We start from the raw sequence: 24698 nt of genomic DNA on the forward strand, positions 1-24698 counted from the left end.
ATCGCCTCCTTCAGCGAGGAGCGCTTTCCCGCGCGCCTCGCCCTCGGCACCAGCGGCGGACCGGAGCGGCGCACGGAGATCGTACGGCTCTCGACCGGTTTCGAGACGCGCAACCAGCGCCAGGCCCACGCCCTGCGCCGCTATGACGCCGGCGGCGGCGTTCGCAGCCTCGAGGACCTGGCGGCCGTGCTCGCCTTCTTCGAGGCGCGGCGCGGGCGGCTCGTGGGGTTCCGCTTCCGCGATCCCTTCGACCATTCCTCGGCCGCCTGGGGGCGCGCGACGACGCCCTTCGACCAGCCGCTCGGCACCGGCGACGGGGTGCGGCGCGACTTCGCGCTCGCCAAGACCTACGGCACGGGCGCGGAGGCCTATCGCCGCCCGATCGAGAAGCCGCGGGCGCCGAGCCTGCGCCTCGGCGTCGGCGGGGCGCCCGTCGCCCTCGGCGGGAGCGCGACGCTCGACGCCGCGCGCGGGATCGTGCGGTTCGCGGTGCCGCCCGCCGCCGGACAGGCGGTGACGGCCGGCTTCGAGTTCGACGTGCCCGTGCGCTTCGACATCGATCATCTCTCGATCAGCCTCGCCGCCTTCGAGGCCGGCGAGATCCCGACCATCCCGCTCGTGGAGATCCGCCCGTGAGACCGATCGCACCGGAGCTGGCGGCCCGGCTGTCCGCCCCCGTAACGACCATCGCGCAGGCCTGGCGCCTGACGCGCACCGACGGCACCGTCCTCGGCTTCACCGACCACGACGCCGACCTCGCGTTCGACGGCACGCGCTTTCGCGCCGCCACCGGCTTCACCGGCGGGCAGGTGGAGGCCGCGCTCGGCCTCTCGGTCTCGACGCAGGAGGTCGATGGGGCGCTCTCCTCCGAGGCGATCCGCGAGGAGGACATCGCGGCGGGGCGCTACGACGGCGCGCGGATCGAGAGCTTCGCCGTCGACTGGACGGAGCCGGATGCGAGGCTTCTCCTCGACGTCCATCATCTGGGCGAGCTGACGCGCGGCGAGACGGGCTTCAAGGCGGAATTGCGGGGCATCGAGGCCGCGCTCGACCGGGTGCATGGCCGAACCTACCGGCGCCGCTGCGACGCGGTGCTGGGAGACGAGCGCTGCGGCATCGACCTCTCGCGAGGCGGACGGACGCGGACCGGCGCGGTGGTCTCGGCGGACGGCGCCTTCCTCGTCCTGTCCGGGCTCGGCGAGGGACCGGCCGGTTTCGTGGGCGGACGGCTCCGCGTGATCGACGGCGCCGCCGCAGGGCTCGAGGCCGAGATCGCGACGGCGAGCGCGGCGGGACCGGACACGATGCGGCTCGTCCTCCTCGTCGCCATCGAGGCCGATCTCGCACCGGGAACGCGCGTGCAGGTCGCCCAAGGCTGCGACCGCGCCTTCGCGACCTGCCGCGACCGCTTCGCCAACACGGCGAACTTCCGCGGCTTTCCGCACATGCCGGGCGGCGACCTCGCCTATGCCACCGCCAAGGAAGACGGGCTGCACGACGGCTCGCCGCTCGTGCCGTGAGCTTGCGGCGGGAGGCGGCGCTCGGCGCCGCGCGCAGCTTCCTCGGCACGCCCTATCGCCACCAGGGCAGCCTTCGGGGCGTCGGCTGCGACTGTCTCGGCCTGCTGCGCGGGGTCTGGCGCGAGCTCTACGGCGAGGAGCCGGAGGAGCCGGGCGCCTACGCCGCGGACTGGTGGATCCGTTCGGGCGCCGACCGGATGCGGCAGGCGGCCGAACGGCATCTCCAGGAGATCGACCCGGCGATGCAAGCGCCCGGCGACGTCGTCCTCTTCGCCTGGCGCGCGGGCGCGCCGGCCACCCATTGCGGCGTCCTGGAGGAGGGCGGCCGCCTCATCCATGCCTACGAGGGGGCGAGCGTCGTCTCCTCGCCGATGCCCAATGCCTGGACGCGGCGCATCTGCGGCGTCTTCCGCTTTCCGGAGTAGAGACCTTGGCGACCATTCTCCTGCAGGCGGCCGGCGGCCTCGTCGGCGGCGCACTCGGCGGCCCGTTCGGCGCGATCCTGGGCCGGGCGGCCGGGGCGCTGGCCGGCGCCTCGCTCGACGCGGCGCTCTTCGGCGGCACGACCCGCAACGAGGGCGCGAGGCTTGCCGGCAACCGCATCATGGACGCGGACGAGGGCGCCGGCATGGCGCAGGTCTACGGCACGGCGCGCGTGGCGGGCCAGGTGATCTGGGCGACGCGCTTCGAGGAGACGCGCCAGACGGCGCGGCGCGGCGGCAAGGGCGGCCCGCCGCGCAGCGAGACCACGAGCTACGCCTATGCCGCCAATTTCGCCGTGGCGCTCTGCGAGGGCCCGATCGCCGGCATCCGCCGCCTCTGGGCGGACGGCGAGGAGATCGACGTCACGACGATCGTCCATCGCCTGCATCGCGGCGGCGAGACGCAGGCGCCCGATCCGCTGATCGAGGCGCGGCAGGGCGCGGGCAACGCGCCCGCCTATCGCGGCACCGCCTATCTCGTCTTCGAACGCATGCCGCTCGCGCGCTGGGGCAACCGCCTGCCGCAGATCTCGGCCGAGGTGCTGCGCCCGGTGGGGCGCCTGGAGACGCTCGTGCGGGCGGTGACGATCATTCCGGGCGCGAGCGAGCACGGGCTCGACCCTCGGCCCGTGCGCGAGCGCGTCGCGGACGGGGAGGACGCGCATCCCAACCGTCACGTCGCGCACGCGGCGAGCGACTGGACGGCCTCGATCGACGAGCTCGGCGCGCTCTGCCCCAGCCTCGAACGCGCCGCGCTCGTCGTCTCCTGGTTCGGCGACGACCTGCGGGCCGGCACCTGCCGGCTGCGCCCGGGCGTCGAGACGCGCACGCGCGACGAGGACGAGACCTGGTTCGCGGGCGGGGTCGGGCGAGGCGGCGCCCATCTCGTCAGCCGCCATGCGGGCGGGCCCGCCTTCGGCGGCACGCCGAGCGACGCAGGCGTGCTGCGCTCCATCGCAGACCTGAAGGCGCGCGGCCTGAAGGTGACCTACTACCCGTTCGTGCTGATGGACGTGCCGGCGGGCAGCGGCCGGCCAGACCCCTATGGCGGCGCGGAACAGGCGGCCTATCCCTGGCGCGGGCGCATCACCAGCGCCCGCGCGCCGGGGCTGGCGGGATCGGCGCAGGGAACGGACGCCGTGCGCGCCGAGGTCTCGGCCTTCCTTGGCACGGCGACGCCCGGCGAGTTCACGACCGCCGGGGGCAGGGTGGTCTATCACGGCCGCGACGGCTGGTCCTACCGCCGGATGATCTTCCACCAGGCGCATCTGGCCGCGCTCGGCGGCGCCGACGCCTTCCTGATCGGCTCGGAACTGCGCGGCCTCACCCAGCTGCGGGACGCGGCCGGGCGGTTTCCCTTCGTGGACGCACTGATCGAGATCGCGCGGGGCGTGCGCTCGATCCTGCCGCATGCGGTGCTGACCTACGCGGCCGACTGGAGCGAGTATTTCGGCCACCGGCCGCCCGACGGCTCGGGCGACGTCTTCTACAATCTCGACCCGCTCTGGGCCGAGGCGGCGATCGACGTCGTCGGCATCGACAACTATCTGCCGCTCGCCGATGCCCGCGCCGAAGGCGGCGAGGATCGCGACGGCGCCCTTTCGCCCCACGACCCGGACGCGCTGCGCGCCGGCATGAACGGGGGCGAGCACTACGACTGGTTCTATGCGAGCGACGCCGACCGGGCGTCGGGCCGGCGCACGCCGATCACCGACGGTGCCGCCGGCAAGCCCTGGGTGTTCCGGGGCAAGGACATCCGCAGCTGGTGGGAGAACCCTCACTTCGACCGCCGCGGCGGCGTGGAGAGCGGGATGCCGAGCCCCTGGCGGCCGGCGTCGAAGCCGATCTGGTTCACCGAACTCGGCTGCCCGGCCGTCGATCACGGGGCCAACCAGCCGAACGTCTTCGTCGATCCGAAGAGTTCGGAAAGCCTCCTGCCGCACCATGCCGCCGGCGGCCGCGACGACCTCATGCAGCGCCGGTTCCTGGAAGTGCAGCTGGGCCGTCTCGATCCGGCGAGCGCCGCCTTCGAGGAGGCGCTCAATCCCGTCTCGCCCGTCTATGGCGAGCGGATGATCGCGTCGGACGCGATCCATGTCTGGACCTGGGACGCGCGGCCCTATCCGGCCTTTCCCGCGCGCGGCGACGTCTGGAGCGACGGCGGCAACTGGCGTCTCGGCCATTGGCTGACGGGCCGGCTCGGGACGGCGCCCGGCGACGCCTTGTTCGCCGCGATCCTGCAGCGGCACGGTGTGAGGGATGCCGCGACGCAAGGCGTCGAAGGGAGCCTTGCCGGCGTCGTCCTGCCGGGGCCCGGCACGGCGCGCGAGGCCTTGGACGGGCTGATGCGCCTGACGGGCACCGCCGTTCGCGCCAGCGGCGGCCGGCTTGTCTTCGCCACGCCGGCCGCCTTCGGGCGCCCGCTCGCGCTCGACGCCTTCGTCGAGGAGGAGGGGCCCTTGGTGGAGCGCCGGCGCGCGGAGGCCGGCGAACTGCCCGACGAGATCGCGCTGGCCTATCTCGACGAGGGCAGGGCCTGTCAGCCGGCCGAGCGCGCCGCGAGCGCGGCCACGGCCGGGACGCCGCGCCGCGAACGCGTGGACCTGCCGGTCGTGCTCGACGAGGAAGCGGCGGGGGCCTTCGCGCGCGGCATGCTGGCCGAGACGCTCGGCTCGCGCGAGACGGCGCGCTTCACGCTTTCCCCCGCGCGGCTCGATCTCGAACCCGGCGACAGCGTGACGCTTGCCGGCCATAGCGGGCGCTGGCTCGTCACGCGCATCGAGAGTGCCGAGGGGCGGCGCGTCGAGGCGCGGCGCCTGCCCGGGCGGCGGCAGGCGGCCCCCGGCGCCGGCCAGCCCGCCGGGCCGGGTCCGGGCGCGCCGGCGCCGGCGTCGCGACCCTTCGTCGCGATCCTGGACCTGCCGATGCCCGAGGGCGGCACGGGGCTCGCGGGCGTGCGGGTGGCGCTGCGGGCACGGCCGTTCATGCCCTACGAGATCGCGCTCTCGCAGGGCGGTGGCGCCTTCGTGCCGCGCGGGATCGCGCATGCGCCGGCGGTGATGGGGCGGCTGGTGGAGGATCTGCGGCCCGGGCCCTTCGGCGTCTTCGACCGCGCGAACGCGCTGACGGTCGCGCTCGGCTCCGGCGCGGTGTCCTCGAGCCCCGTCGGCGCGGTGCTCGCCGGCGCCAATCTCTGCGCCGTCGCAACGCGCGGCGGGGCGTTCGAGGTGCTGCAATTTTCGGATGCGCGGGAGATCGAGCCGGGCGTCTTCCGCCTGACGACGCTCCTGCGCGGGCAGGGCTGCACCGAGGACGCGGCGGCATCGGGTTCTGCCGCCGGGTCTGTGTTCGTCCTTCTCGACGAGGCGGTGGCAAGGCTCGACCTGACGCCCGACGCGGCCGGGCGCGCCGCGACCTGGCGCGTCTCGCCTTCGGGGCGCCCGCTCGACGACCCCGCCGCGATCATGATCGAGGCCCCGATCGGACGGCGCTGCCTCCTGCCGCTTTCGCCGGTCCATCTGCGCGCCCGCTTCGACGCGGACGGCACGATGGCGCTCGGGTGGGTCCGCCGCACGCGCATCGGTGGAGACGCATTCGACGCCGTCGAGGTGCCGCTCGGCGAGGAGGGCGAGCGCTACCGGGCGGTGCTGCGCGCGAAGGGGAGCAGCGCCACTTTCGAGACCGATGCGCCGGCCCTCGTGCTCTCGGCCGCCGAGCAGACCGCCCGATTCGGCATCCCGCCGGAAGAAATCGAGGTCGAGGTCCGCCAGCTCAGCCTCGTCCAGGGCGCGGGGGCCCCCGGCACGCTTCTGGCGCGCCGGCCGCGATCCTGATCCCCATCCCAGCCAGCCAGGAGGAGTGCAGCATGGACGACGTGAAGGCATGGTACCGGTCGAAGACGATCTGGGGCGCGATCGTCGCCCTCGGCGCTTCGCTCGCGGGGCTCGCGGGGCTCGCCATCGATCCGGCGGGACAGGAGACCCTGGTCTCGGCGCTGGCCGATATCGGCGTCGCCCTCGGCGCGATCCTGGCGGTCGTCGGACGGATTCGGGCGCAGAAGGCGATCGGCTGACGGCAGGGCGGGCCGGCGGAAGCGCCGGTCCGCCATTCATTCGACGTTCAGCCGCGGGCGGATAGATATTCCTTCACGATCGGCCTTCGTGCAGACCGATCCAGACCCTCCGGCGCCAGGCATGACATGACCCGTTTTGCTCCCGTTTCCGCAGTCGGCCTGATGCTCCTGATGGCGTTCGGAGCGGCCGAGGCCGGCGGCTCGCCGCTGCCGGCGGCCATGACGGCGGGCGGAGCCTCGGACGCTTTCGACGCGCCCGTGCGGCTTGCCGCGGCCGACTGCTCCGGAGCCGCCTCGCAGGCCGCCTCGCAGACGGGCGGACAGGTCCTGTCCGTGTCGCCGCGCCAGCAGGGCGGCCAGACGGTCTGCGTCGTCACCGTGCTCGTGCCGGGCAAGGACGGCGGGCGTCCGCGGCGCCAGACGGTGACGATCCGCCCCTGAGGCGGAGCGGTCAAGGCGCGGCAGGACGGACGGATTTTCGATGCGCATTCTCGTTGTGGAAGACGACCAGGCCCTGAACCGACAACTCGCGGACGCCCTCGAGACGGCGGGCTACGTCGTGGACAAGGCGTTCGACGGGGAGGACGGGCATTTCCTCGGCGATACCGAGCCCTACGACGCCGTGATCCTCGATGTCGGCCTGCCCGCGATGGACGGGATCAGCGTGCTCGAGCGCTGGCGGCGCGACGGGCGCAAGATGCCCGTCCTCATCCTCACCGCCCGCGACCGCTGGAGCGACAAGGTCGCCGGCATCGATGCGGGCGCCGACGACTACGTGGCCAAGCCCTTCCATCTGGAGGAGGTGTTGGCGCGGGTGCGCGCGCTCATCCGGCGCGCGGCCGGGCATGCCTCCTCCGAGATCCATTGCGGTCCGTTGCGGCTCGACACGCGCGCTTCGCGCGTGACGCTGGACGGCGCGCCGCTGAAGCTGACCTCGCACGAATACCGCCTGCTCGAATATCTCATGCACCACCGCGACGAGGTGGTCTCGCGCACGGAACTGATCGAGCATCTCTACGACCAGGACTTCGACCGCGATTCCAACACGATCGAGGTCTTCGTCGGGCGGCTTCGCAAGAAGCTCGGCTCCGACCTCATCGAGACCGTGCGCGGCCAGGGCTACAGGATGCGCGATGCGGACCGGCGCGTTTGAATCGCTCACCGTCCGCGTCATCCTGTTCAGCAGCCTCTGGGCGGTGCTGGCGCTCGTCGTCGCCGGCGGACTGATCTCGACCCTCTACGCAAGGACCGCGGACCGCGGCTTCGAGGACCTGATCTCGGCGCAGCTCTACAACCTCGTCAACAGCGTCAGCGTCTCCGACAAGGGCGAGTTGCAGGGCGCGCCCGATCTCGGCGACCTGCGCTACTCGCGGCCGCTGTCGGGCTGGTACTGGGAGGTTCTGCCGGCCTCCGACAACACGAGCGGGCGCCTTGCCTCCGCCTCGCTCGGCACGCTCGACGTGAAGGCCGCCTCCAATGCGGACGTGCCCTTCGATCTCTACTATCGCCGCCAATACGAGGCCGCGGGCCTCAACGGCGAGGACCTCTTCGTCCTGGAGACGGAGGTCGTTCTCGACGCCGACAACCACGCCGCGCGCTTTCGCGTGATGGGCAATGCCAGCGTGATCGCCGGCGACAAGGCGCAGTTCGACCGCTCGCTCGCGCTCTATCTCGGCCTCGTGGGGCTCGGCTCCGTCGTCACCAACGCGCTGGCGATCCTTTTCGGCCTGAAGCCGCTGACGGCGGCGCGCCGGGCGCTCGGCAACGTTCGCAACGGGCGGGCCGAGCGGCTGGAAGGATCGTTCCCCACCGAGATCCGGCCGCTCGCCGCCGAGATGAACGCGCTGATCGACAACAACCGCCGCATCGTCGAGCGGGCGCGCACGCAGGTCGGCAATCTCGCCCATTCGCTGAAGACGCCCATCGCCGTCCTCGTCAACGAGGCGGGCGCGATCGGCGGCGAGCACGGCCGGCTGGTGGCCGACCAGAGCGAGCGCATGCGCCAGCAGGTGCAGCACTATCTCGACCGCGCGCGCGTGGCCGCGCAGAGCGAGGGTGTCGTGTTCCACACGCCCGTGAAGGCGGCGGCCGAGCGCGTGACGCGCGTCGTCGCCAAGCTGAACCCCGCGCTCGACGTGACCGCCACCTTCCCCGCCACCGAGATCGTCTTCGCGGGCGAGCGGCAGGATCTGGAGGAGATCGTCGGCAACCTCATGGAGAACGCGGGCAAGTGGGCGCGCTCCACAGTGCGCCTCACCTGCGCCGCCGAGACGGCGGACCGATTCTCGCTGGCGGTCGAGGACGACGGGCCGGGTCTTTCGGTCGAGGAGAGCGCGGCGGCGCTGCGCCGCGGCCAGCGGCTCGACGAGGCCAAGCCGGGCAGCGGGCTCGGCCTTTCGATCGTCTCCGACATCGTCGGCGAATACCATGGCACGCTGTCGCTCTCGCGCTCCCCGGACGGGGGGCTGAGGGCGCAGGTGACCCTGCCGCGCACGCCCGGCCCGCAAGGCGCTTGACAACGCTTCGCGTTGCGACGAACTGCGCAGGGAGCGCCGCTGCGATGCGGTGAACGATGCCGCCGCCGCGAACGGGTCTCATGCGCAACGCGATCAGGGTCTTCAGCTTCCTTCTCCTGACGGCGCCTCTCACGGGCTGCCTCACGGGCGGCGTTCGTCCGGCCGCCGTGGCGCCGCTGCCCTCGGGCGCCGCCGCGCTCGGCGGCGGGCTCGTGGGCCAGACCGCCGCCGGCAAGGCGCTGAAATCCGACGCGCGCTCGCGCGCCGTGCTCGCCGAATACCAGGCGCTGCAGTTCGGCGCCGCCGGCGTGCCGGTGGCCTGGAGCACGGGGAGCCAGAGCGGGGAGGTCGTGCCCACGCAGCTCTACCGGGTCGGCTCGCAGGATTGCCGCGGCTATTCCCACGCCATCGACACCGGCAAGGGCCAGAGCCGCGAGCTCGGCACCGCCTGCCGCACCGCGGACGGCAACTGGAAGACCGTCGGCTGACGAGGCCGCCTCGGGCCTGACCGGCTTGTGACTTGCGCCGCACCGCCCGTTTGGTAGAGCAGCCGGCAGGTGGCCCGAAGAGTGCGGCCGGCGGTTCCGTCCGCCGGCGAAGCTTCGTATATGAGTGTCATGGTATTCTGGGCAATCGCAGCGGTCATGACCGCCGCCGTCACGCTGGCCGTCCTTCGGCCGCTCCTCGTCTCCCGCGTTTCGGCCGCGCCGTCGCGCGCCGAGCACGATGTCGAGGTCTATCGCGCGCAGCTGCGCGAGCTCGACGGCGATCTCGACCGTGGAACGGTGACCCCGGCCGACGCGCAGTCCGCGCGGGCCGAGATCGGCCGGCGCCTGCTGCGGGCCGCCGAAGGCGCGGCGAGCGAGGCAAGATCCGGCCGCAGCGCGGGCGCCGCGCCGCGGCTTGCCGCGATCGCCGTCGCCGTCCTCGTGCCGGCCGTCGGCTTCCTCGCCTATTCCGGCTTCGGCGCGGCCGGCATGCCGGATCTGCCGCTTCTCGCCCGCGCCGGAGAGCCGGCGCCGGGCGCCGCGCCCCAGGGCGATGCGGCGACGCTCGTCGCCGGCGCCGAGGAGAAGCTGCGCCAGAACCCGGACGACGGCCGCGGCTGGGACGTGCTGGCGCCGATCTATCTGAGGCTCGACCGGCCGGGCGATGCGGCGACGGCCTTCCGCAACGCGATCCGGCTGAACGGCAGTTCGGCCGCCCGGCAGGCGGGCCTCGGCGAGGCGCTGACGCAGCTCTCCGGCGGCGAGGTGACGAACGAGGCGAAGGCCGCCTTCGAGGCCGCGCTCGCCGACAATCCCGGCTTCCTGCCGGCGAAGTTCTTCCTGGCGCTCGACGCCTCGCAGGAAAACCGTCTCGAGGACGCCGAGTCGGCCTGGTCCGGCCTCGTCGCCGAGAGCCCGGACGGCGCGCCCTGGCTGACCATCGCCGACGCCGCGCTCGCCGATGCGCGCCGGAAGCTCGGCCGGCCCGCCGAAGCGGCGTCCCCTCCGGCACCGGCACCGGCGCCGGCCGCGGCGGCGCCCGGCCCGGACGCCGTGCAGGTGGCGACCGCCGCCGCGATGCCGCAGGCGGAGCGGCGCGCGATGATCGAGGGCATGGTGTCGCAACTGGCCATGCGCCTTGAAGCCGCCCCGAACGACGTGGAGGGCTGGAAGCGGCTTATCCGCTCCTACGGCGTGCTCGGCGAGGCGGACAAGGCGCGCGCGGCGCTCGCGAGCGCCGGCACGGCCTTCGCGCCGGACAGCACCGAAGCGCGGGAGATCGCGGCGCTCGGGCGCGAGATGGGTCTGACGGCCGGGGAGGAGACGACGCGATGACGCGCAAGCAGAAGCGGCTGGCCTCGATCGGCTCGATCTTCGCCGTGATCGCGGTGGCGATGGGGCTCGTGCTGACGGCGATGTCCGACTCCATCGCGCTCTTCCAGTCCCCGACCGATCTCGCCTCCAGGCCGATCTCGCCGGACACGCGCGTGCGGCTCGGCGGCCTCGTGGAGGCCGGGTCCGTGAAGCGCGACGGGCAGCACGTGACCTTCCGCGTCACCGACAGCGTGGAGAGCGTGGCCGTCGCCTATACCGGACTCCTGCCGGACCTCTTCCGCGAGGGGCAGGGCGTCGTCACCGAAGGCACGCTCGGCGCCGATCGCGTCTTTGCCGCCGACAACGTGCTGGCCAAGCACGACGAGACCTACATGCCCAAGGAAGTCGTCGACGACCTGAAGGCGCGGGGGCTCTGGGAGGAGGGCAAGGGCATGCCGGTGGCGACGCAGAAGCCGGGCGATGCCGCCCTCGTGCCGGCGGCCAGCACGGGAGCGGGCTCTTGATCGTCGAACTCGGCCACTACGCGCTCGTCCTCGCCCTGGCGCTGGCGCTCGTCCAGTCCTTCGTGCCGGCGATCGGCGCCCGCCTGTCCGACGCGCGGCTGATGGAGACGGCGACGACGACGGCGACGGGCGGCTTCGTCCTCATCGCCATCGCCTTCTCGGCGCTGACCGCCGCCTATGTCGTCTCCGACTTCTCGGTCCTCAACGTCTTCGAGAATTCCCATTCCCTGAAGCCGATGCTCTACAAGGTGACGGGCGTGTGGGGGAACCACGAGGGCTCGATGCTCCTCTGGGTGCTGATCCTCGCCTTCTTCGGCGCGCTCGTGGCGCTCTTCGGGCGCGACCTGCCCGCAAGCCTGAAGGCCAACGTGCTCGCCGTCCAGGCCTGGATCACCACGGCCTTCCTCCTGTTCATCCTCATCACCTCCAACCCCTTCGCCCGGCTCGACCCCGCGCCGATGGAGGGGCAGGACCTCAACCCGATCCTCCAGGATATCGGCCTCGCGATCCATCCGCCGATGCTCTATCTCGGCTATGTCGGCTTCTCGATCGCCTTCTCCTTCGCCGTCGCCGCCCTCATCGACGGGCGCATCGACGCGGCCTGGGCGCGCTGGGTGCGGCCCTGGACGCTGGCGGCCTGGATCGCGCTGACGGCGGGCATCGCGATGGGGTCCTACTGGGCCTATTACGAGCTCGGCTGGGGTGGCTGGTGGTTCTGGGACCCGGTCGAGAACGCCTCCTTCATGCCCTGGCTCTCCGGCACCGCGCTGCTCCATTCCGCGCTGGTCATGGAGAAGCGCTCGGCGCTGAAGATCTGGACGGTGCTCCTCGCCATCCTCACCTTCTCGCTGTCGCTGCTCGGCACCTTCCTCGTGCGCTCGGGCGTCCTCACCTCGGTGCACGCCTTCGCCGTCGATCCCGAGCGCGGCATCTTCATCCTCGCCATCCTGTGCCTCTTCATCGGCGGGGCGCTCGCCCTCTTCGCCGCGCGGGCCTCGAGCCTGGAATCGGGCGGCCTCTTCGCCCCGATCAGCCGCGAGGGCGCGCTCGTCCTCAACAACCTCTTCCTGACGACGGCGGCCGCCACCGTCCTCGTCGGCACGCTCTACCCCCTGGTGCTGGAGACGATCACCGGCACGAAGATCTCCGTCGGCGCGCCCTTCTTCGACCTGACCTTCGGGCCGCTGATGGTGCCGCTCCTCCTCGCCGTGCCCTTCGGGCCGATGCTCGCCTGGAAGCGCGGCGACCTGGCGGCGGCGGCGCAGCGGCTCTATTTCGCCGTCGGCGCGGCGCTCCTCACCGTCATCGTCTGCATCGCGCTCACGCAGGGAACGCGGGTGCTGGCCTCGCTCGCCTTCGGCCTCGCCGTCTGGCTGATGGCGGGCAGTCTCTGCGACCTCTACGCGCGGGCCAATTTCGCCAAGGCGGGCCTTGCCACCGGCGCGCGCCGCCTCGCCGGCCTGCCGCTCTCTGCCTTCGGCGCCGCGCTCGCCCATTTCGGCCTCGGCGTCACCGTTCTCGGCATCGCGGCGACCACCGCCTTCCAGACGGAGACCGTCACGACGATGCGGGTCGCCGAAAGCGTCGAGGCCGGCGGCTACAGCGTGCGCTTCGAGGGGCTCAGCCCGCGCGGGGGGCCGAACTATCGCGAGGAGGTCGGCACTTTCGAGCTGTTCCGGGACGGGCGACCGGCCGGCACCATGGAGAGCGCCCGCCGCTTCTACCCGGCCCGGCAGATGCCGACGACGGAAGCGGGCATCCGCACCCATCTCTTCTCGCAGATCTACATCGCGCTCGGCGACGAGGCGGCCAATGGCGGGGCGACGGTCGTGCGCATCTGGTGGAAGCCGCTCGTCACGCTGATCTGGCTGGGGGCCCTCGTCATGGCGGCCGGCGGCCTCGTCTCGCTCTTCGACCGGCGCCTGCGCGTCGGGGCGCCGGCCAAGGCGCGCAAGGGCGCGCGCGCCGGCGGCGGGCTGCCGGCATGAAGCGGCCTCTCGAGATCGCCGCCATAGCGCTCGGTTTCTGGCTCCTGCCGGTCATGGGCCCGCCGCCGGCCCCGCTCGTCCCCTATCTCGATCTCGGCACTGTCGCTCGCGCCGTGCAGCCGGACGAGGTGCTGCCGGACCCGGCGCTGGAGCGACGCGCCCGCGCGCTCTCGGCGGGCCTGCGCTGCCTCGTCTGCCAGAACCAGTCGATCGACGATTCCAACGCCGAACTCGCCAAGGACCTGCGCGTCCTCGTCCGCGAGCGGCTGACGGCCGGCGACAGCGACGACGCCGTGATCGACTATCTCGTCTCGCGCTACGGCGAGTTCGTGCTGCTGCGCCCGCGCTTCGACTGGCAGACGGCGCTTCTCTGGGCCACTCCGCTCGGCGTGCTTCTGGCCGGCGGCGCCTTCGCCCTGTACGCCTCCCGCCGCACTCGTGCGGCGGAGACCTCGCCCGGCCTGTCGCCGGACGAGGAACGCGCCGTGGAGAAGCTTCTCTCCGAACGCGGCGGCTGACGCTCGAAGCGGGACTTCCTGGGAGTCCCGCGATTGACCTGCACATCGCCGAGCCGATCAATCGCAATTTAACGTTCGTTTTTCAGCGAAGATCGTCTGTTTTTCCCGAAACAGAATAGGAAACTGTCCCTGTCTTCCGCCGCGATGCGATCCTGTGTCGTCCAATGGCACGACGGAACGCAGGATGGAGAGTGCATCCCGACAGGACATCTGGGTCGCCGGCGTCCTTCTCCGCCGCATCGATCCGCGCTGGAAGCCGACGCCGAGCGCCTACGAGACGATCGAAGGCGCGATCGCCCATCAGCGGGCCGTCCTCCTCGAGGCCGAAGCGCGATATCGTCATCTGACCGGGGCAGAGCTTCGCCCCGCACCCGGCATCGGCCACAACAGCGGGGCTCGGCCAGGCGCCCCCCGCAAAGGCAATCTCTCGCCCGTCGAGGTTCTCGTTCGGGATGGCCAGCCGATCGGCTACGTTGCGAGAGGAGCGGGACCGGAGGTCAGAACCTTGCCCGCCCTGGAATTCGATCGCGTTCTGGCGGAACTTACCTCCGGTCGGTATCCGATCGTGCCGGACACGACCTATCCGGGTCTATACTACCGCTACGACGACGGGACGCTGATCGGAGTTCGCATCAGCACGGGTTGGGGCCTGACGTTCGAGATGGTAAGCAAAATCAATGGATCTGCTAGAAAGAATCTCAAATTCCATAGAAGGATTGATTGAATGCGAGAGGATCTTGTTGAAAACTTGTCGGGCGGAACGGCGAAGAAGTGGATCGAAGACATCCCTCTTTCGATCGAGGACGATCATGTCTCGCTGTTCAAGCTCGATATCATATCGCAGGGGTTCGGATTCACGGAGGAAGAGCGGTTCGAGTTCATCCGCCGCTGCATGCGCTCTCTTCTGGACGCGGGCGCGGTGGCCGTCGATCTAACGGGCGAGACCTATCCGTTGTTCAAGGCGACGACCCGCTGGGGCACGGAGCGCGAGGAGATCATCGAGGCCATCATCGCCGACTGGCAGGCGCGCGGCGGCGGCGAACTCGACTGGGGCGAGTATCCGTTCACCTGGCCGGAGAACATCGGCACGGTGTGAGGCCGGCTCGCCTATGAACTGACCGCTCGGGTCACCTCATGCTGTGCCGGAAGAGGCTCGATCGCCGTGCGGGATACCGCCGCGCGAAAACGGCCCGAAAGGGTCACTTCAAAAGCGCGGCGGTATGAGGCCGCGTTCGATCGGTAAAGCTCGGGCATCGGGTCTTCGCCTGCCCGATCACTCGACCGCATTCTGGTGGAACTTACCTCCGGTCGGTATCCGATCGTGCCGGACACGACCTATCCGGGTCTATACGACCGCCACGACGACGGGACGCTGATCGGAGTGCGCGTCAGCACCGGTTGGGGCCTGACATTTGAGCTCATTGAAAGTTCTGAATGGAGTGTAATAGAGCAAAAAACAAAATTCCATCGTGGAGAATAATATGTTTTCAAACATCATTCACCGAAGTTACAACTACAACGCAGAGAGGTGGATCGAAGAAATTAGTAGCATGATCAATGACGATCATGTGTCTCTTTGGGGACTGATTATCGATGCTCATGCTTTCGGCCTTGAGGGTGAGTGGAAGATCGAGTTCATCCGCCGCTGCATGCGCTCTCTCCTGAATGCGGGCGCGGTGGCCGTCGATCTGACGGGCGAGACCTATCCCTTGTTCAAGGCGACGACCCGCTGGGGCACGGAGCGCGAGGAGATCATCGAGGCCATCATCGCCGACTGGCAGGCGCGCGGCGGCGGCGATCTCGACTGGGGCGATTATCCGTTCACCTGGCCGGAGAATATCGGCACGGTATGAGACCACCGCCGACCTTACCAACATTTCATCCACCCGAAGGGCTCCTGTAAGTCGCGGCCACCTACATTGCTCATCAAGCCGAAAGGGCGCCGCGACTGGGCGCCGCCGGCAGGAGAGGCACCGGTCTTCGAGCGTCGTCGCGGCGGAAGGCGGGCTTCGAGGTTCGATGAAAGGGGTCATCATGTCGATCACCAACAGCCATCCCAGGCGCAACCGCATCGTCGCCGCCGCGCTCGCGGCGGGCGTTGCGGGCGCTGCCTTCACCGGCATCGTCGGCAATGCGCTTCCGGTCTTCGCCGCGCCCGTGGAGGTCCAGGCGCCGACGCAGAATTTCGGCTTCGCCGACGTCGTCGAGAAGGTCTCGCCCGCCGTCGTCTCCGTGCGCGTCACGCAGGACGTCTCGCCCGCGACCTCGCGCGGCGAGAGCATGGGCAATCCGCTGGAGAGCCTTCCCGAGGACCATCCGCTGCGCCGCTTCTTCGATCAGCAGGGCCGTGGCGGCCCGGAGGCGCCGGGCCTTCGCCAGCGCCAGGAGCGTCGCCAGGCCATGGGCCAGGGCTCGGGCTTCTTCATCTCCGACGACGGCTACCTCGTCACCAACAACCACGTCGTCGAGGGCGGCTCGAAATACACGGTCGTCATGGACGACGGCACGGAGTTCGACGCCAAGCTGATCGGCACCGACGCGCGCACGGACCTTGCCCTGCTCAAGGTCGACCAGGACAATCGCAAGTTCACCTATGTCGAGTTCGGCGACGACGCCAAGGTGCGCGTCGGCGAATGGGTCGTGGCGGTCGGCAACCCGTTCGGCCTCGGCGGCTCGGTGACGGCCGGCATCGTCTCGGCGCGCGGCCGCGATATCGGCGCGGGTCCCTATGACGACTTCCTGCAGATCGACGCGGCGGTGAACCGCGGCAATTCCGGCGGCCCGGCCTTCGGCCTCGACGGCAAGGTCATCGGCGTCAACACGGCGATCTTCTCGCCCTCGGGCGGCAATGTCGGCATCGCCTTCGCGATCCCCGCCTCGGTGGCCAAGGACGTCGTGGCCAAGCTGCGCGATGGCGGCACGGTCTCGCGCGGCTGGCTCGGCGTGCAGATCGCCCCGGTGACTCAGGACATCGCCGACGCCGTCGGCCTCTCCTCGGAGAAGGGCGCGATCGTCACCCTGCCCGAGAACGAGACGCCCGCCTCCAAGGCCGGCATCGAGACCGGGGACGTCATCACCGCCGTGAACGGCCAGACGGTCGACAGCCCGCGCGACCTCGCCCGCAAGATCGGCAATTACGCGCCCAAGACCTCCGTGGACGTGACGATCTGGCGCGACGGGACGGCCCAGCAGAAGACCATCGTCCTCGGCGATCTCTCCAGCCTCGACGAGGCCTCCTCGGCCAACCAGGGCGGCGACCGGCCGAACCAGGCCAACCCGTCCTCGCTCTCGGGTTACGGGCTGACGCTGACCCCTTCCGAGGACGGGTCCGGCCTCGTCGTCACCGATGTCGATCCGGACTCCACGGCCGCCGACAAGGGCGTGCAGCCGGGCGACATCATCGTGGCGGTGAACGGCAAGACCGTGACCTCGCAGCGCGAGGTGCAGACGGCGATCTCGGACGCGACCAAGTCCGGGCGCAAGGCGGCGCTGTTCCAGCTGAAGAACGGCGACCAGAACCGCTTCGTGGCGCTGCCCATCGCCAAGGGCTGACGAGACGGCGGCGCGGTCTCGAACCGCGCCGCCTTGCCCGCCGAGACGAGACGGGGCGGCGGATCGCGACGGTCCGCCGCCCTTTTGCTTTTTTCCCCCGCACCCGTCATGGGAGAGGTCGCGATGTCCGCCCAACCGGTTCTCAAGCCCCAGTCCGAGCCGATGCGAATCCTCATCATCGAAGACGACCGCGAGGCGGCCGCCTATCTTCTCAAGGCGCTGCGCGAGGCCGGCCACACGGCCGAGCACGCCGGCGACGGCGAGGAGGGCTTCCACATGGCCGAGACGCGCGATTACGACGTCCTCATCGTCGACCGCATGCTGCCGCATCGCGACGGCCTGTCGGTCATCGCGGGCCTGCGCGCCAACGGCCGCACCACGCCGGCGCTGATCCTCTCCGCCCTCGGGCAGGTGGACGACCGGGTGACCGGCCTTCGCGCCGGCGGCGACGACTATCTCTCCAAGCCCTTCGCCTTCTCCGAACTCCTCGCCCGCGTCGAGGTGCTCGGCCGGCGGCGCGGCGGGCGCGACGTGGAGACCGCCTACAAGGTCGGCGATCTCGAACTCGACCGCCTGTCCCACGAGGTAAAGCGGGCGGGCAAGCCGATCGTGCTGCAGCCGCGCGAGTTCCGCCTGCTGGAATATCTGATGCAGCATGCCGGGCAGGTGGTGACGCGCACCATGCTGCTCGAGAATGTCTGGGACTATCACTTCGACCCGCAGACCAACGTGATCGACGTCCACATCTCGCGCCTGCGCGCCAAGATCGAGCGCGACTTCGGCTCCTCGCTGCTCCACACGGTGCGCGGCTCGGGCTACATCATGCGCGCCGGCGAATAAGCCGGCGATGGAGCGCCTCAAGGCCCTGATGCGGCTGACGGCCGTCCGTCTCTCGGCCGTCTATCTCCTGCTCTTCGCCGTCTTCGCCGTCGTCCTCGTCGTCTATGTCACCGCGACGGCCTCCTCGGTCCTGCGCAGCCAGAGCCGCGCCACGATCACCGAGGAGATCGCCGAACTCGCCCAGGTCTACCAGCAGACCGGCATCGTCGGCCTCGTGCGCTCGCTCGACCGGCGCTCGCGCCAGCCCGGCGCCTCGCTCTATCTCGTGACGGACGCGACCGGGCGCATCATCGCCGGCAATGTGGAGAACCTCCAGCCCGGCATCCTCGACAAGCCGGGCTTCACCGAGAAGTCCTTCGCCTACGAGCGCTTCGCCGAGGATGTCGACGACCGCTACCACGTCGCCGTCGCCGAGGTCGTCAGCCTGCCGAACGGCATGCGCATCCTCGTCGGGCGCGATCAGACAGACCAGGAGCGCTTCCGCCAGATCGTGCGCAACGCGCTGATCCTGGCGCTGGCGCTGATGGGCGTCGGCGCGCTCTTCGCCTGGTTCCTCGTCGGCCGCAGCGCGCTGCAGCGGCTCGACCGCATGGCCGCCTCCAGCGCGCGCATCCTCTCGGGCGACCTCACCGAGCGCCTGCCGGTGACCGGCGCGCGCGATGAGTTCGACCGGCTCTCGGCCAATCTCAACACGCTACTCGCCCGCGTCGCACTGCTGCAGGAGGGCCTGCGGCAGGTCTCCGACAATATCGCCCACGACCTGAAGACGCCGCTGACGCGGCTGCGCTCGCGCGCCGAGGCCGCGCTCGCCGCCCCGCCCGGCGAGAGCGACCCGCGCCAGGTCCTGGAAGGCATGATCGCCGAGGCCGACCAGATGATCCGCGTCTTCGACGCGCTCCTGATGATCGGGCGCGTGGAGGCCGGCTCCCATCCCGTCGAGAAGACCGAGCACGATGTCTCGGCCATCGTGGCGGAGGTCTGCGAACTCTACGAGCCGCTCGCGGAGGATGCCGGGGCGCGGCTGGTGATCGACGCGCCCGAGCCCGCGCGCGCCGCCGTCAGCCGCGAACTGATCGCGCAGGGCCTGTCGAACCTCATCGACAACGCGCTGAAATACGCCGTCGACGAGGCGGGCGGCACGGTCATCACCGTCTCCCTGCGCCGTGACGACGCGATGCTGCGCCTTTCCGTGGCCGACAACGGCCGGGGCATTCCCGCCGACAAGCACGACCGCGTGCTGGAACGCTTCTATCGTCTCGACGAGAGCCGGTCGCGGCCGGGCTCGGGCCTTGGCCTTTCGCTCGTCCAGGCCATCGCGCGCGTCCATGGCGGAACGCTGCATCTTGAGGACGGCGCGCCGGGCCTTATCGTGACCATGGCGATTCCGGCGGCGGGGAAGATTTCGGACGATGGCGAACGACCCTGACACATTGCGCCTCGGCGGCCCTCAGCATCCGCTGCCGCTCGACGAGACCCGGGCCCTGCGATGGCTCGCGGATCTTTCCGAGGCCGCCGCGCGCGCCGGCCTGCCGCGCTTGGCCGCGCTCGCGGGGGGCAGGGGCGCGGACGCCACGCGCCTTGCCGCCGTCCTCGACCTGTCGCCCCATCTCAACGCCGCCCTGCTGCGCCATCCCGAATGGCTCGACGCGCTGTTCGACGAGGAGGCGGGAGAGCGGATCGAGCGTCTGACGGCCTCGCTCGACGCCTTGCCCCGGCCCGGCACCGGGGAGAAGGCGATGATGGCCGAGCTGCGCCTCGCCAAGGCGGAGATCTCGCTTCTCGTGGCCCTGCGCGATCTCTTCGGCGCCGCCGACTGCGCGCAGACGACGCGCGCGCTCTCCGCGCTCGCCGAGGGAGCCCTGCGCGCCGCGCTGCGCTTCTGCCTCCTCGACCTGCACGGTTCCGGCAAGATCGCGCTGCCCCATCCCGAGGCGCCCGAGCGCGGCTGCGGCCTCTTCGTCCTCGGCATGGGCAAGCTCGGCGGCGGCGAGCTGAACTATTCCAGCGACATCGACCTCATCGTCCTCTTCGAACCGCAGGCGGGCCTGTGCCGCGATCCGCTCGACGCGGGCGAGATCCACTCCCGCCTCGTGCGCCGGCTCATCCGCCTCATGGCCGAGCGCACGGCGGAGGGATACGTCTTCCGCATGGACCTGCGCCTGCGCCCCGATCCCGGCGCGATGCCGCTCGCCATCGAGGTGCCGACGGCGCTCGTCTACTACGAGGGCAGCGGGCGCAACTGGGAACGCGCCGCCATGATCAAGGCGCGGCCGGTGGCCGGCGACATCGAGGCGGGCCTCGCCTTTCTCGACGAGCTTTCGCCCTTCGTCTGGCGCCGCTATCTCGATTTCGCCGCCATCGCCGAGATCCAGTCGATGAAGGACCGCATCGACACCCATCGCGGCTTCGACGAGGTCTCCGTCGCCGGCCACAACGTCAAGCTCGGCCGCGGCGGCATCCGCGAGGTGGAGTTCTTCGCGCAAGGCCAGCAGCTCATCGCCGGCGGCCGGGCGCCGGCGCTGCGCTCGCGCCGCACCGACGAGACGCTCGCCGCGCTCGCCGAGGGCGGCTGGATCTCGCGCGAGACCGAGACGGAGATGGTGGAGGACTACTGGTTCCTGCGCCGCGTCGAGCACGGCGTGCAGATGATCGCCGACGAGCAGACCCACACGCTGCCGGCGGATGCGGACGGGATCGAGCGCGTCGCCCGGCTCCTGTGCTTCCCGGATGCCGCCGCCTTCGGCGCGGCGCTTCTGGAACGGCTGCGCCGGGTGGACGCGCGCTTCTCGCAGCTCTTCAACGAAGGCCGCGAGCGGGGCGGCGCGGCCGACGAGGGGCGCTCGCTCGCCGTCCGCCTTCTCTCCGGCGACGAGGGCACCGACCTCCACACCGAGCTTGAGCGCTACGGCTTCGCGCGCCCCGGCGACATCCTGCGCATCGTGCGCGGCTGGGGCTACGGGCGATACCGCGCGACACGCTCGCAGACCGCGCGCGACCGGCTGGCGGACGTCCTGCCGCGGCTTCTGGCCGCCTTCGCCCGCGCGCCCGATCCGGACGCCTCCATCGCCGCGCTCGACAAGTTCCTCGGCGGCCTGCCGGCGGGGATCCAGTTCTTCTCCCTCATCGCCTCCAACCCGCGCATCCTCGATCTCCTGGCGGCCGTCATCACCGCCGCGCCGGCGCTGCGCGAGACGCTGAGCGCCCGGCCGCATGTCTTCGACGCGCTGCTCGATCCCGCCTTCTATGCCGAGATCCCCGAGCGGGCGGTGATGGCCGAGCGCCTCGACGCCTTCCTCGGCGATGCCGACGGCTACGAGGACGTCCTGGCGCGCCTTCGCATCTTCTCCTCCGAACAGCGCTTCCTCGTCGGCACGCGGCTTCTCAGCGGCACGATCGACCCGCAGGCCGCGGGACGCGTCTTCTCGGAGATCGCCGACCTCGTCCTCTCGGCCGCCTTCGAGGCGGTCGCCGGCACCTTCGCGCAGCGTCACGGCACGGTGCCCGGCGCCAGCATGGCGCTTCTTGGCATGGGCAAGCTCGGCAGCCGCGAGATGACCGCGCGCTCGGATGTCGACCTCATCCTCCTCTACGACCATGCGCCGGACGCCGAAGAGTCGGACGGCGAGAAGCCCCTGGCCCCGACCGTCTATTTCGCCCGTCTCACCCAGCGCCTCATCGCCGCGCTCACCGCCCCGATGCGCGAGGGCGTGCTCTACGAGGTGGATTTCCGCCTGCGCCCCTCCGGCAACAAGGGGCCGCTCGCCACGCATTTCGACGCCTTCGTGAAGTATCAGCGCGGCGAGGCGCGGACCTGGGAGCACATGGCGCTGACGCGCTCGCGTCCGATCGCCGGCGATGCCGGCTTTTCCGAGCGCGTGCGCGCCGAAATCCAGGCGCTCGTCTGCGGCGGTGGCGACAGGGATGCGATCGGCCGGGACGTCGCGGCGATGCGCCGGCGGCTCGACGAGGAGAAGCCGCCGCGCGGCGTCTTCGACCTGAAGCTGCGGCCCGGCGGGCTGATCGATCTCGAATTCGTCGCCCAATGGGCGATCCTGTCGGGAAGGGCTGGGCCGCGATGGATCGGCTGCCCGACCGCCGAGGTGCTGGCCGCGGCCGATCTCGGCGCGCCGCAGGCGGGGGAGGGGCTGGCGCGGGCCATGGCCGATCTCACCGGCCTGACCCAGCTCCTAAAGCTCGGGCCGCCGGAGGCGGCGACGCCGCAAGCCCTGCCGCAGGGCCTCTCGGACCGTGTCGCCGAAGCCCTCGGCACCGGGACGCTGGACGAGGCGCAGGAGAAGGTCGACGCCTTGTGCAGGCGCGTGCGTGCCGATTTCGAGCGGCTGCTGCCCTTCGCCGTCCCGGCCTGACGCAAGGCGCCGAAACAGACCGCGCCCTTGGCGCGTTCCTCGGGTGGCCGGCCCGTTCGGTCGGGGCGATACGAGGCGGTCAGGCGGCGCGGATCGTCTCGCTCGAGCGCAGGACCTGCGTGTCCGAGATCGGCAGGCGCACGGTGACGGCCGTCCCGAGCCCGACCTTGGAGGCGATGCGGAAGGTGCCGCCATGCAGCTCGGTCAGCGAGCGTGCGATGGCAAGTCCGAGGCCCGTGCCCTTGTGGGTGCGCGTCAGCTCGTTCTCGACCTGCTCGAACGGGCGGCCGAGGACGGCGAGGGCCTCGTTGGGAATGCCGATGCCGGTATCGACCACGGTGAGGACGACGAAACCGCCCTCCACCCGCGCCTTGGCGCGCACCGCGCCCGGCGTGTTGGTGAACTTGACGGCGTTCGACATGAGGTTGAGCACGATCTGCTTGGTCGCGCGCGGGTCCGAGACGATGGTGAGGCCGCGCGGTACGCTGATGTCGAGCCGCACCGACTTCTGCTCGGCCTGGATCTCCAGGATCTTCACCGCGTCCTCCACGAGGGCGCCGAGATCGATCTCCTCGGGCGAGAGCACGAGGCGGCCGGCCTCGATCTTGGCCATGTCGAGAATGTCGTCGATGAGACGCAGGAGATAATGGCCGCTCTGGTGGATGTCGCCGGCATACTCGCCGTATTTCGGGTTGCCGAGCGGTCCGAACGTGCCCGAGCGCATGATCTCGGAGAAGCCGAGGATGGCGTTGAGCGGCGTGCGCAGCTCGTGGCTCATATTGGCGAGGAAGGTCGTCTTGGCGCGGCTGGCGCTTTCGGCGCGGTCCTTCTCCAGGGCGAAGCCCGAGTTCAGCTCCGTCAGCTGCACCGCCTTGCGCTCCGCGTCGCGCCGGGCGGCCGAGAGGTCGGCGATGACGGCCATCAGCCGCTGCTCGCTGTCGGAGAGGCGCGCCTGATGGAGCTTCAGCTGCGTCACGTCCGTGCCGATGGACACGATGCCGCCGGCGGCCGTTCGACGCTCCGAGACGAGCAGCCAGCGCCCGTCGGGCAGAAGCACTTCGGAGGCGCGCTCGCCGGGCCGGAAGGTCGGGCTCGTCACGGGATGGCCGCCGATCGGCTTGCGCGCCCTCGCCCGCACCATCTCGAGCGGCGTGCCGCGCGCCACGTCGCTCTCGTCGAGGCCGAAGGTCTCGCGATACTTGGAATTGCACAGGACGAGCCGTTCCTCCGCGTCGCACAGGACGAAGGTCTCGGAGATGTTCTCGACCGCGTTGGAGAGCAGCACCTTCGCCTCGTCGGTGCGCCGCGCCATCTCGTGCTGCTCGCTGACGTCGACGGCGACGCCGATGAGATGGATCTCGTTGTCCGCCGTCCGGCTGACATCGGCGCGCGCGCGCATCCAGACATAGTCGCCGTCGCGCCGGCGCATGCGGAAGCTGCGGTCGAGACTGTTGATCTCGCCGGCGGCGATGCGGCGCGCGATCTCGAAGAGACTTCCGTCCTCCGGGTGGAGGAGGGCGGAAATCTCGCCGAGCGAGAGGATGCCGTCGCGCGGCTCCATGCCGAGGATGACGTACATGGAGCGCGACCAGTACATGCGCCCGCGCGCCAGGTCCCAGTCCCAGAGGCCGCAATGGCCGCGCGAGAGGGCGGTGTCGACCCGCTGGTGCGTGCGAAGGTAGAGTTCGTCCGCATCCTGCGCCCGCGTCGCCTGACGGAAATAGGCGTAGAGCACGACGAGCATGGTGATGCTCGTCAGGACGAAGAGGGTCACGTTGACGGACACCGTGTGCCGCCAGTCCGAGAAGAGTTCGGCCTGCGGCTGCACGAAGGTCACGGTGCCCATGTCGCCGGCCAGCGTCGCGCTGGCGACGAAGGCCGCGCGTCCGTCGAAGGCCGTGTCCTGGACGCCGGCCCGCTCGCCGAACATGAGAAGCGCCTGCGCGTCGCCGAGGAGCCGCGAGAGGCTCTGGCCGACGAGAAACTCGGACCCCGGCACCGCGGCGACGATGCGGCCCTGGTCGTCGCTGACGAAGGCGAAGCTGCCCCTGCCGAGGAGTTCGGCCGGCACGTAGCTCGTCAGGAGGGCGTCGGCGTCGCTGACGCTGGTGCGCTCGGCGACCAGCGCCTGGCTCTGGGCCCGAACGAGCGCGGTCGCCACCTTCAGGTCCCGCATCGCGTCGGCCTGCACGTCGAAACGCTCCTGCGCGATCGTCAGGAAGCGGGCGAAGGCGATGATCGTGAGGAAGGTGACGATGAGGACCGGAATGATCCGGCGCAGGAGGCGCTCGGATCGCAGAAGCTTCTCGTAGGCAGGGCGGGCGACGACCTTGGCATAGCCCGCGATCTCGGCGCGTGCGCTGAGAAGGGCCTCGAATCGCGCAAAAAGGCCCTCTGCCGGCGCGCTGGACGCGTCCGCTGTCATGTCCCGACCCCCGTAAGCCGCATCGTCGATTCGGCACGCCGCACATCCGAATCGCCGCCAATCAATCAGAGGCGAATCACCTTGTCCAGAGC

General features: G+C 70.9%; 21 protein-coding genes. 20 read left to right on the forward strand and 1 reads right to left on the reverse strand.

The features are described 5' to 3' along the window. The 20 genes from ASG48_RS02045 to ASG48_RS02135 all read left to right on the forward strand — a co-directional run bounded on the left by ASG48_RS02045 (position 1) and on the right by ASG48_RS02135 (position 22181). Complete coding sequence (locus ASG48_RS02045; RefSeq protein WP_055845379.1) at positions 1 to 636, forward strand: DUF2460 domain-containing protein; 636 nt, start codon at positions 1 to 3, stop codon at positions 634 to 636. Next, on the forward strand, positions 633 to 1520 hold the full coding sequence (locus ASG48_RS02050; protein ID WP_055844412.1) for a DUF2163 domain-containing protein: 888 nt from the start codon (positions 633 to 635) through the stop codon (positions 1518 to 1520). Before ASG48_RS02045 ends, ASG48_RS02050 begins: the two co-directional genes overlap by 4 nt. Further along, on the forward strand, positions 1517 to 1945 hold the full coding sequence (locus ASG48_RS02055) for an NlpC/P60 family protein (RefSeq protein ID WP_055844415.1): 429 nt from the start codon (positions 1517 to 1519) through the stop codon (positions 1943 to 1945). The genes ASG48_RS02050 and ASG48_RS02055 overlap by 4 nt, the downstream gene beginning before the upstream one ends. 5 nt (positions 1946 to 1950) lie before the next feature. Continuing rightward, positions 1951 to 5835 (forward strand): glycoside hydrolase/phage tail family protein, encoded by a 3885-nt coding sequence (locus ASG48_RS02060; RefSeq protein ID WP_055844418.1) that lies wholly within the window; start codon positions 1951 to 1953, stop codon positions 5833 to 5835. A 32-nt stretch (positions 5836 to 5867) separates the two neighbouring features. Next, positions 5868 to 6074: a hypothetical protein gene (locus ASG48_RS02065; protein WP_055844421.1), complete on the forward strand. Its 207-nt coding sequence runs from the start codon at positions 5868 to 5870 to the stop codon at positions 6072 to 6074. Between the two features lie 126 nt (positions 6075 to 6200). Continuing rightward, complete coding sequence (locus ASG48_RS18655; RefSeq protein ID WP_244486692.1) at positions 6201 to 6515, forward strand: hypothetical protein; 315 nt, start codon at positions 6201 to 6203, stop codon at positions 6513 to 6515. Positions 6516 to 6555: 40 nt separating this feature from the next. Beyond that, on the forward strand, positions 6556 to 7227 hold the full coding sequence (locus tag ASG48_RS02075; RefSeq protein ID WP_055844424.1) for a response regulator transcription factor: 672 nt from the start codon (positions 6556 to 6558) through the stop codon (positions 7225 to 7227). Beyond that, a complete protein-coding gene (locus ASG48_RS02080) occupies positions 7208 to 8590 on the forward strand; it encodes an ATP-binding protein (RefSeq protein WP_055844426.1) in 1383 nt (460 codons plus the stop codon). Before ASG48_RS02075 ends, ASG48_RS02080 begins: the two co-directional genes overlap by 20 nt. An 80-nt stretch (positions 8591 to 8670) precedes the next feature. Then, positions 8671 to 9078 carry a hypothetical protein gene (locus ASG48_RS02085; protein WP_055844430.1) on the forward strand — a complete coding sequence of 136 codons (408 nt, stop codon included), beginning with the start codon at positions 8671 to 8673 and terminating at the stop codon, positions 9076 to 9078. Between the two features lie 129 nt (positions 9079 to 9207). Further along, entirely contained in the window at positions 9208 to 10413 is a 1206-nt protein-coding gene (ccmI, locus tag ASG48_RS02090) for a c-type cytochrome biogenesis protein CcmI (RefSeq protein WP_055844433.1), read from the forward strand. After that, entirely contained in the window at positions 10410 to 10916 is a 507-nt protein-coding gene (gene ccmE, locus ASG48_RS02095) for a cytochrome c maturation protein CcmE (RefSeq protein ID WP_055844437.1), read from the forward strand. Before ccmI ends, ccmE begins: the two co-directional genes overlap by 4 nt. Next, complete coding sequence (locus ASG48_RS02100; protein ID WP_055844440.1) at positions 10913 to 12904, forward strand: heme lyase CcmF/NrfE family subunit; 1992 nt, start codon at positions 10913 to 10915, stop codon at positions 12902 to 12904. The genes ccmE and ASG48_RS02100 overlap by 4 nt, the downstream gene beginning before the upstream one ends. Before the next feature lie 53 nt (positions 12905 to 12957). Next, positions 12958 to 13422: a cytochrome c-type biogenesis protein gene (locus tag ASG48_RS02105; protein WP_055845384.1), complete on the forward strand. Its 465-nt coding sequence runs from the start codon at positions 12958 to 12960 to the stop codon at positions 13420 to 13422. A 184-nt stretch (positions 13423 to 13606) separates the two neighbouring features. Continuing rightward, complete coding sequence (locus tag ASG48_RS18110) at positions 13607 to 14146, forward strand: hypothetical protein (protein WP_156381402.1); 540 nt, start codon at positions 13607 to 13609, stop codon at positions 14144 to 14146. Further along, positions 14147 to 14518 (forward strand): hypothetical protein, encoded by a 372-nt coding sequence (locus tag ASG48_RS02110; RefSeq protein ID WP_156381403.1) that lies wholly within the window; start codon positions 14147 to 14149, stop codon positions 14516 to 14518. It begins immediately after the preceding gene. A 454-nt stretch (positions 14519 to 14972) separates the two neighbouring features. After that, positions 14973 to 15275 carry a hypothetical protein gene (locus ASG48_RS02115; protein ID WP_156381404.1) on the forward strand — a complete coding sequence of 101 codons (303 nt, stop codon included), beginning with the start codon at positions 14973 to 14975 and terminating at the stop codon, positions 15273 to 15275. 181 nt (positions 15276 to 15456) lie between these two features. After that, the gene (locus ASG48_RS02120; protein ID WP_055844451.1) at positions 15457 to 16974 is read left to right on the forward strand and encodes a Do family serine endopeptidase; all 1518 of its coding nucleotides are present in this window, start codon (positions 15457 to 15459) and stop codon (positions 16972 to 16974) included. A gap of 162 nt (positions 16975 to 17136) precedes the next feature. Beyond that, a complete protein-coding gene (locus ASG48_RS02125) occupies positions 17137 to 17814 on the forward strand; it encodes a response regulator transcription factor (RefSeq protein ID WP_055845387.1) in 678 nt (225 codons plus the stop codon). A gap of 7 nt (positions 17815 to 17821) precedes the next feature. After that, positions 17822 to 19240 (forward strand): ATP-binding protein, encoded by a 1419-nt coding sequence (locus ASG48_RS02130; protein ID WP_055844454.1) that lies wholly within the window; start codon positions 17822 to 17824, stop codon positions 19238 to 19240. After that, complete coding sequence (locus tag ASG48_RS02135) at positions 19224 to 22181, forward strand: bifunctional [glutamine synthetase] adenylyltransferase/[glutamine synthetase]-adenylyl-L-tyrosine phosphorylase (protein ID WP_082529171.1); 2958 nt, start codon at positions 19224 to 19226, stop codon at positions 22179 to 22181. The genes ASG48_RS02130 and ASG48_RS02135 overlap by 17 nt, the downstream gene beginning before the upstream one ends. A gap of 79 nt (positions 22182 to 22260) precedes the next feature. Here ASG48_RS02135 and ASG48_RS02140 read toward each other — a convergent pair whose 3' ends face one another. Beyond that, entirely contained in the window at positions 22261 to 24606 is a 2346-nt protein-coding gene (locus ASG48_RS02140; RefSeq protein WP_055844457.1) for an ATP-binding protein, read from the reverse strand. Between the last annotated feature and the right edge of the window lie 92 nt (positions 24607 to 24698).

This window comes from Aurantimonas sp. Leaf443, assembly GCF_001425575.1.
Classification (GTDB): Bacteria; Pseudomonadota; Alphaproteobacteria; order Rhizobiales; family Rhizobiaceae; genus Leaf443.

Bases quoted from the DNA above. Each gene is read 5' to 3' on its own strand.
- ASG48_RS02065 (WP_055844421.1), top strand. From the start codon at position 5,868: ATGGACGACGTGAAGGCATGGTACCGGTCGAAGACGATCTGGGGCGCG.
- ASG48_RS18655 (WP_244486692.1), top strand. From the start codon at position 6,201: ATGACCCGTTTTGCTCCCGTTTCCGCAGTCGGCCTGATGCTCCTGATG.
- ASG48_RS02075 (WP_055844424.1), top strand. From the start codon at position 6,556: ATGCGCATTCTCGTTGTGGAAGACGACCAGGCCCTGAACCGACAACTC.
- ASG48_RS02080 (WP_055844426.1), top strand. From the start codon at position 7,208: ATGCGGACCGGCGCGTTTGAATCGCTCACCGTCCGCGTCATCCTGTTC.
- ASG48_RS02085 (WP_055844430.1), top strand. From the start codon at position 8,671: ATGCGCAACGCGATCAGGGTCTTCAGCTTCCTTCTCCTGACGGCGCCT.
- ccmI (WP_055844433.1), top strand. From the start codon at position 9,208: ATGGTATTCTGGGCAATCGCAGCGGTCATGACCGCCGCCGTCACGCTG.
- ccmE (WP_055844437.1), top strand. From the start codon at position 10,410: ATGACGCGCAAGCAGAAGCGGCTGGCCTCGATCGGCTCGATCTTCGCC.
- ASG48_RS02105 (WP_055845384.1), top strand. From the start codon at position 12,958: ATGGGCCCGCCGCCGGCCCCGCTCGTCCCCTATCTCGATCTCGGCACT.
- ASG48_RS18110 (WP_156381402.1), top strand. From the start codon at position 13,607: ATGGAGAGTGCATCCCGACAGGACATCTGGGTCGCCGGCGTCCTTCTC.
- ASG48_RS02110 (WP_156381403.1), top strand. From the start codon at position 14,147: ATGCGAGAGGATCTTGTTGAAAACTTGTCGGGCGGAACGGCGAAGAAG.
- ASG48_RS02115 (WP_156381404.1), top strand. From the start codon at position 14,973: ATGATCAATGACGATCATGTGTCTCTTTGGGGACTGATTATCGATGCT.
- ASG48_RS02120 (WP_055844451.1), top strand. From the start codon at position 15,457: ATGTCGATCACCAACAGCCATCCCAGGCGCAACCGCATCGTCGCCGCC.
- ASG48_RS02125 (WP_055845387.1), top strand. From the start codon at position 17,137: ATGCGAATCCTCATCATCGAAGACGACCGCGAGGCGGCCGCCTATCTT.
- ASG48_RS02130 (WP_055844454.1), top strand. From the start codon at position 17,822: ATGGAGCGCCTCAAGGCCCTGATGCGGCTGACGGCCGTCCGTCTCTCG.
- ASG48_RS02135 (WP_082529171.1), top strand. From the start codon at position 19,224: ATGGCGAACGACCCTGACACATTGCGCCTCGGCGGCCCTCAGCATCCG.
- ASG48_RS02140 (WP_055844457.1), bottom strand. From the start codon at position 24,606: ATGACAGCGGACGCGTCCAGCGCGCCGGCAGAGGGCCTTTTTGCGCGA.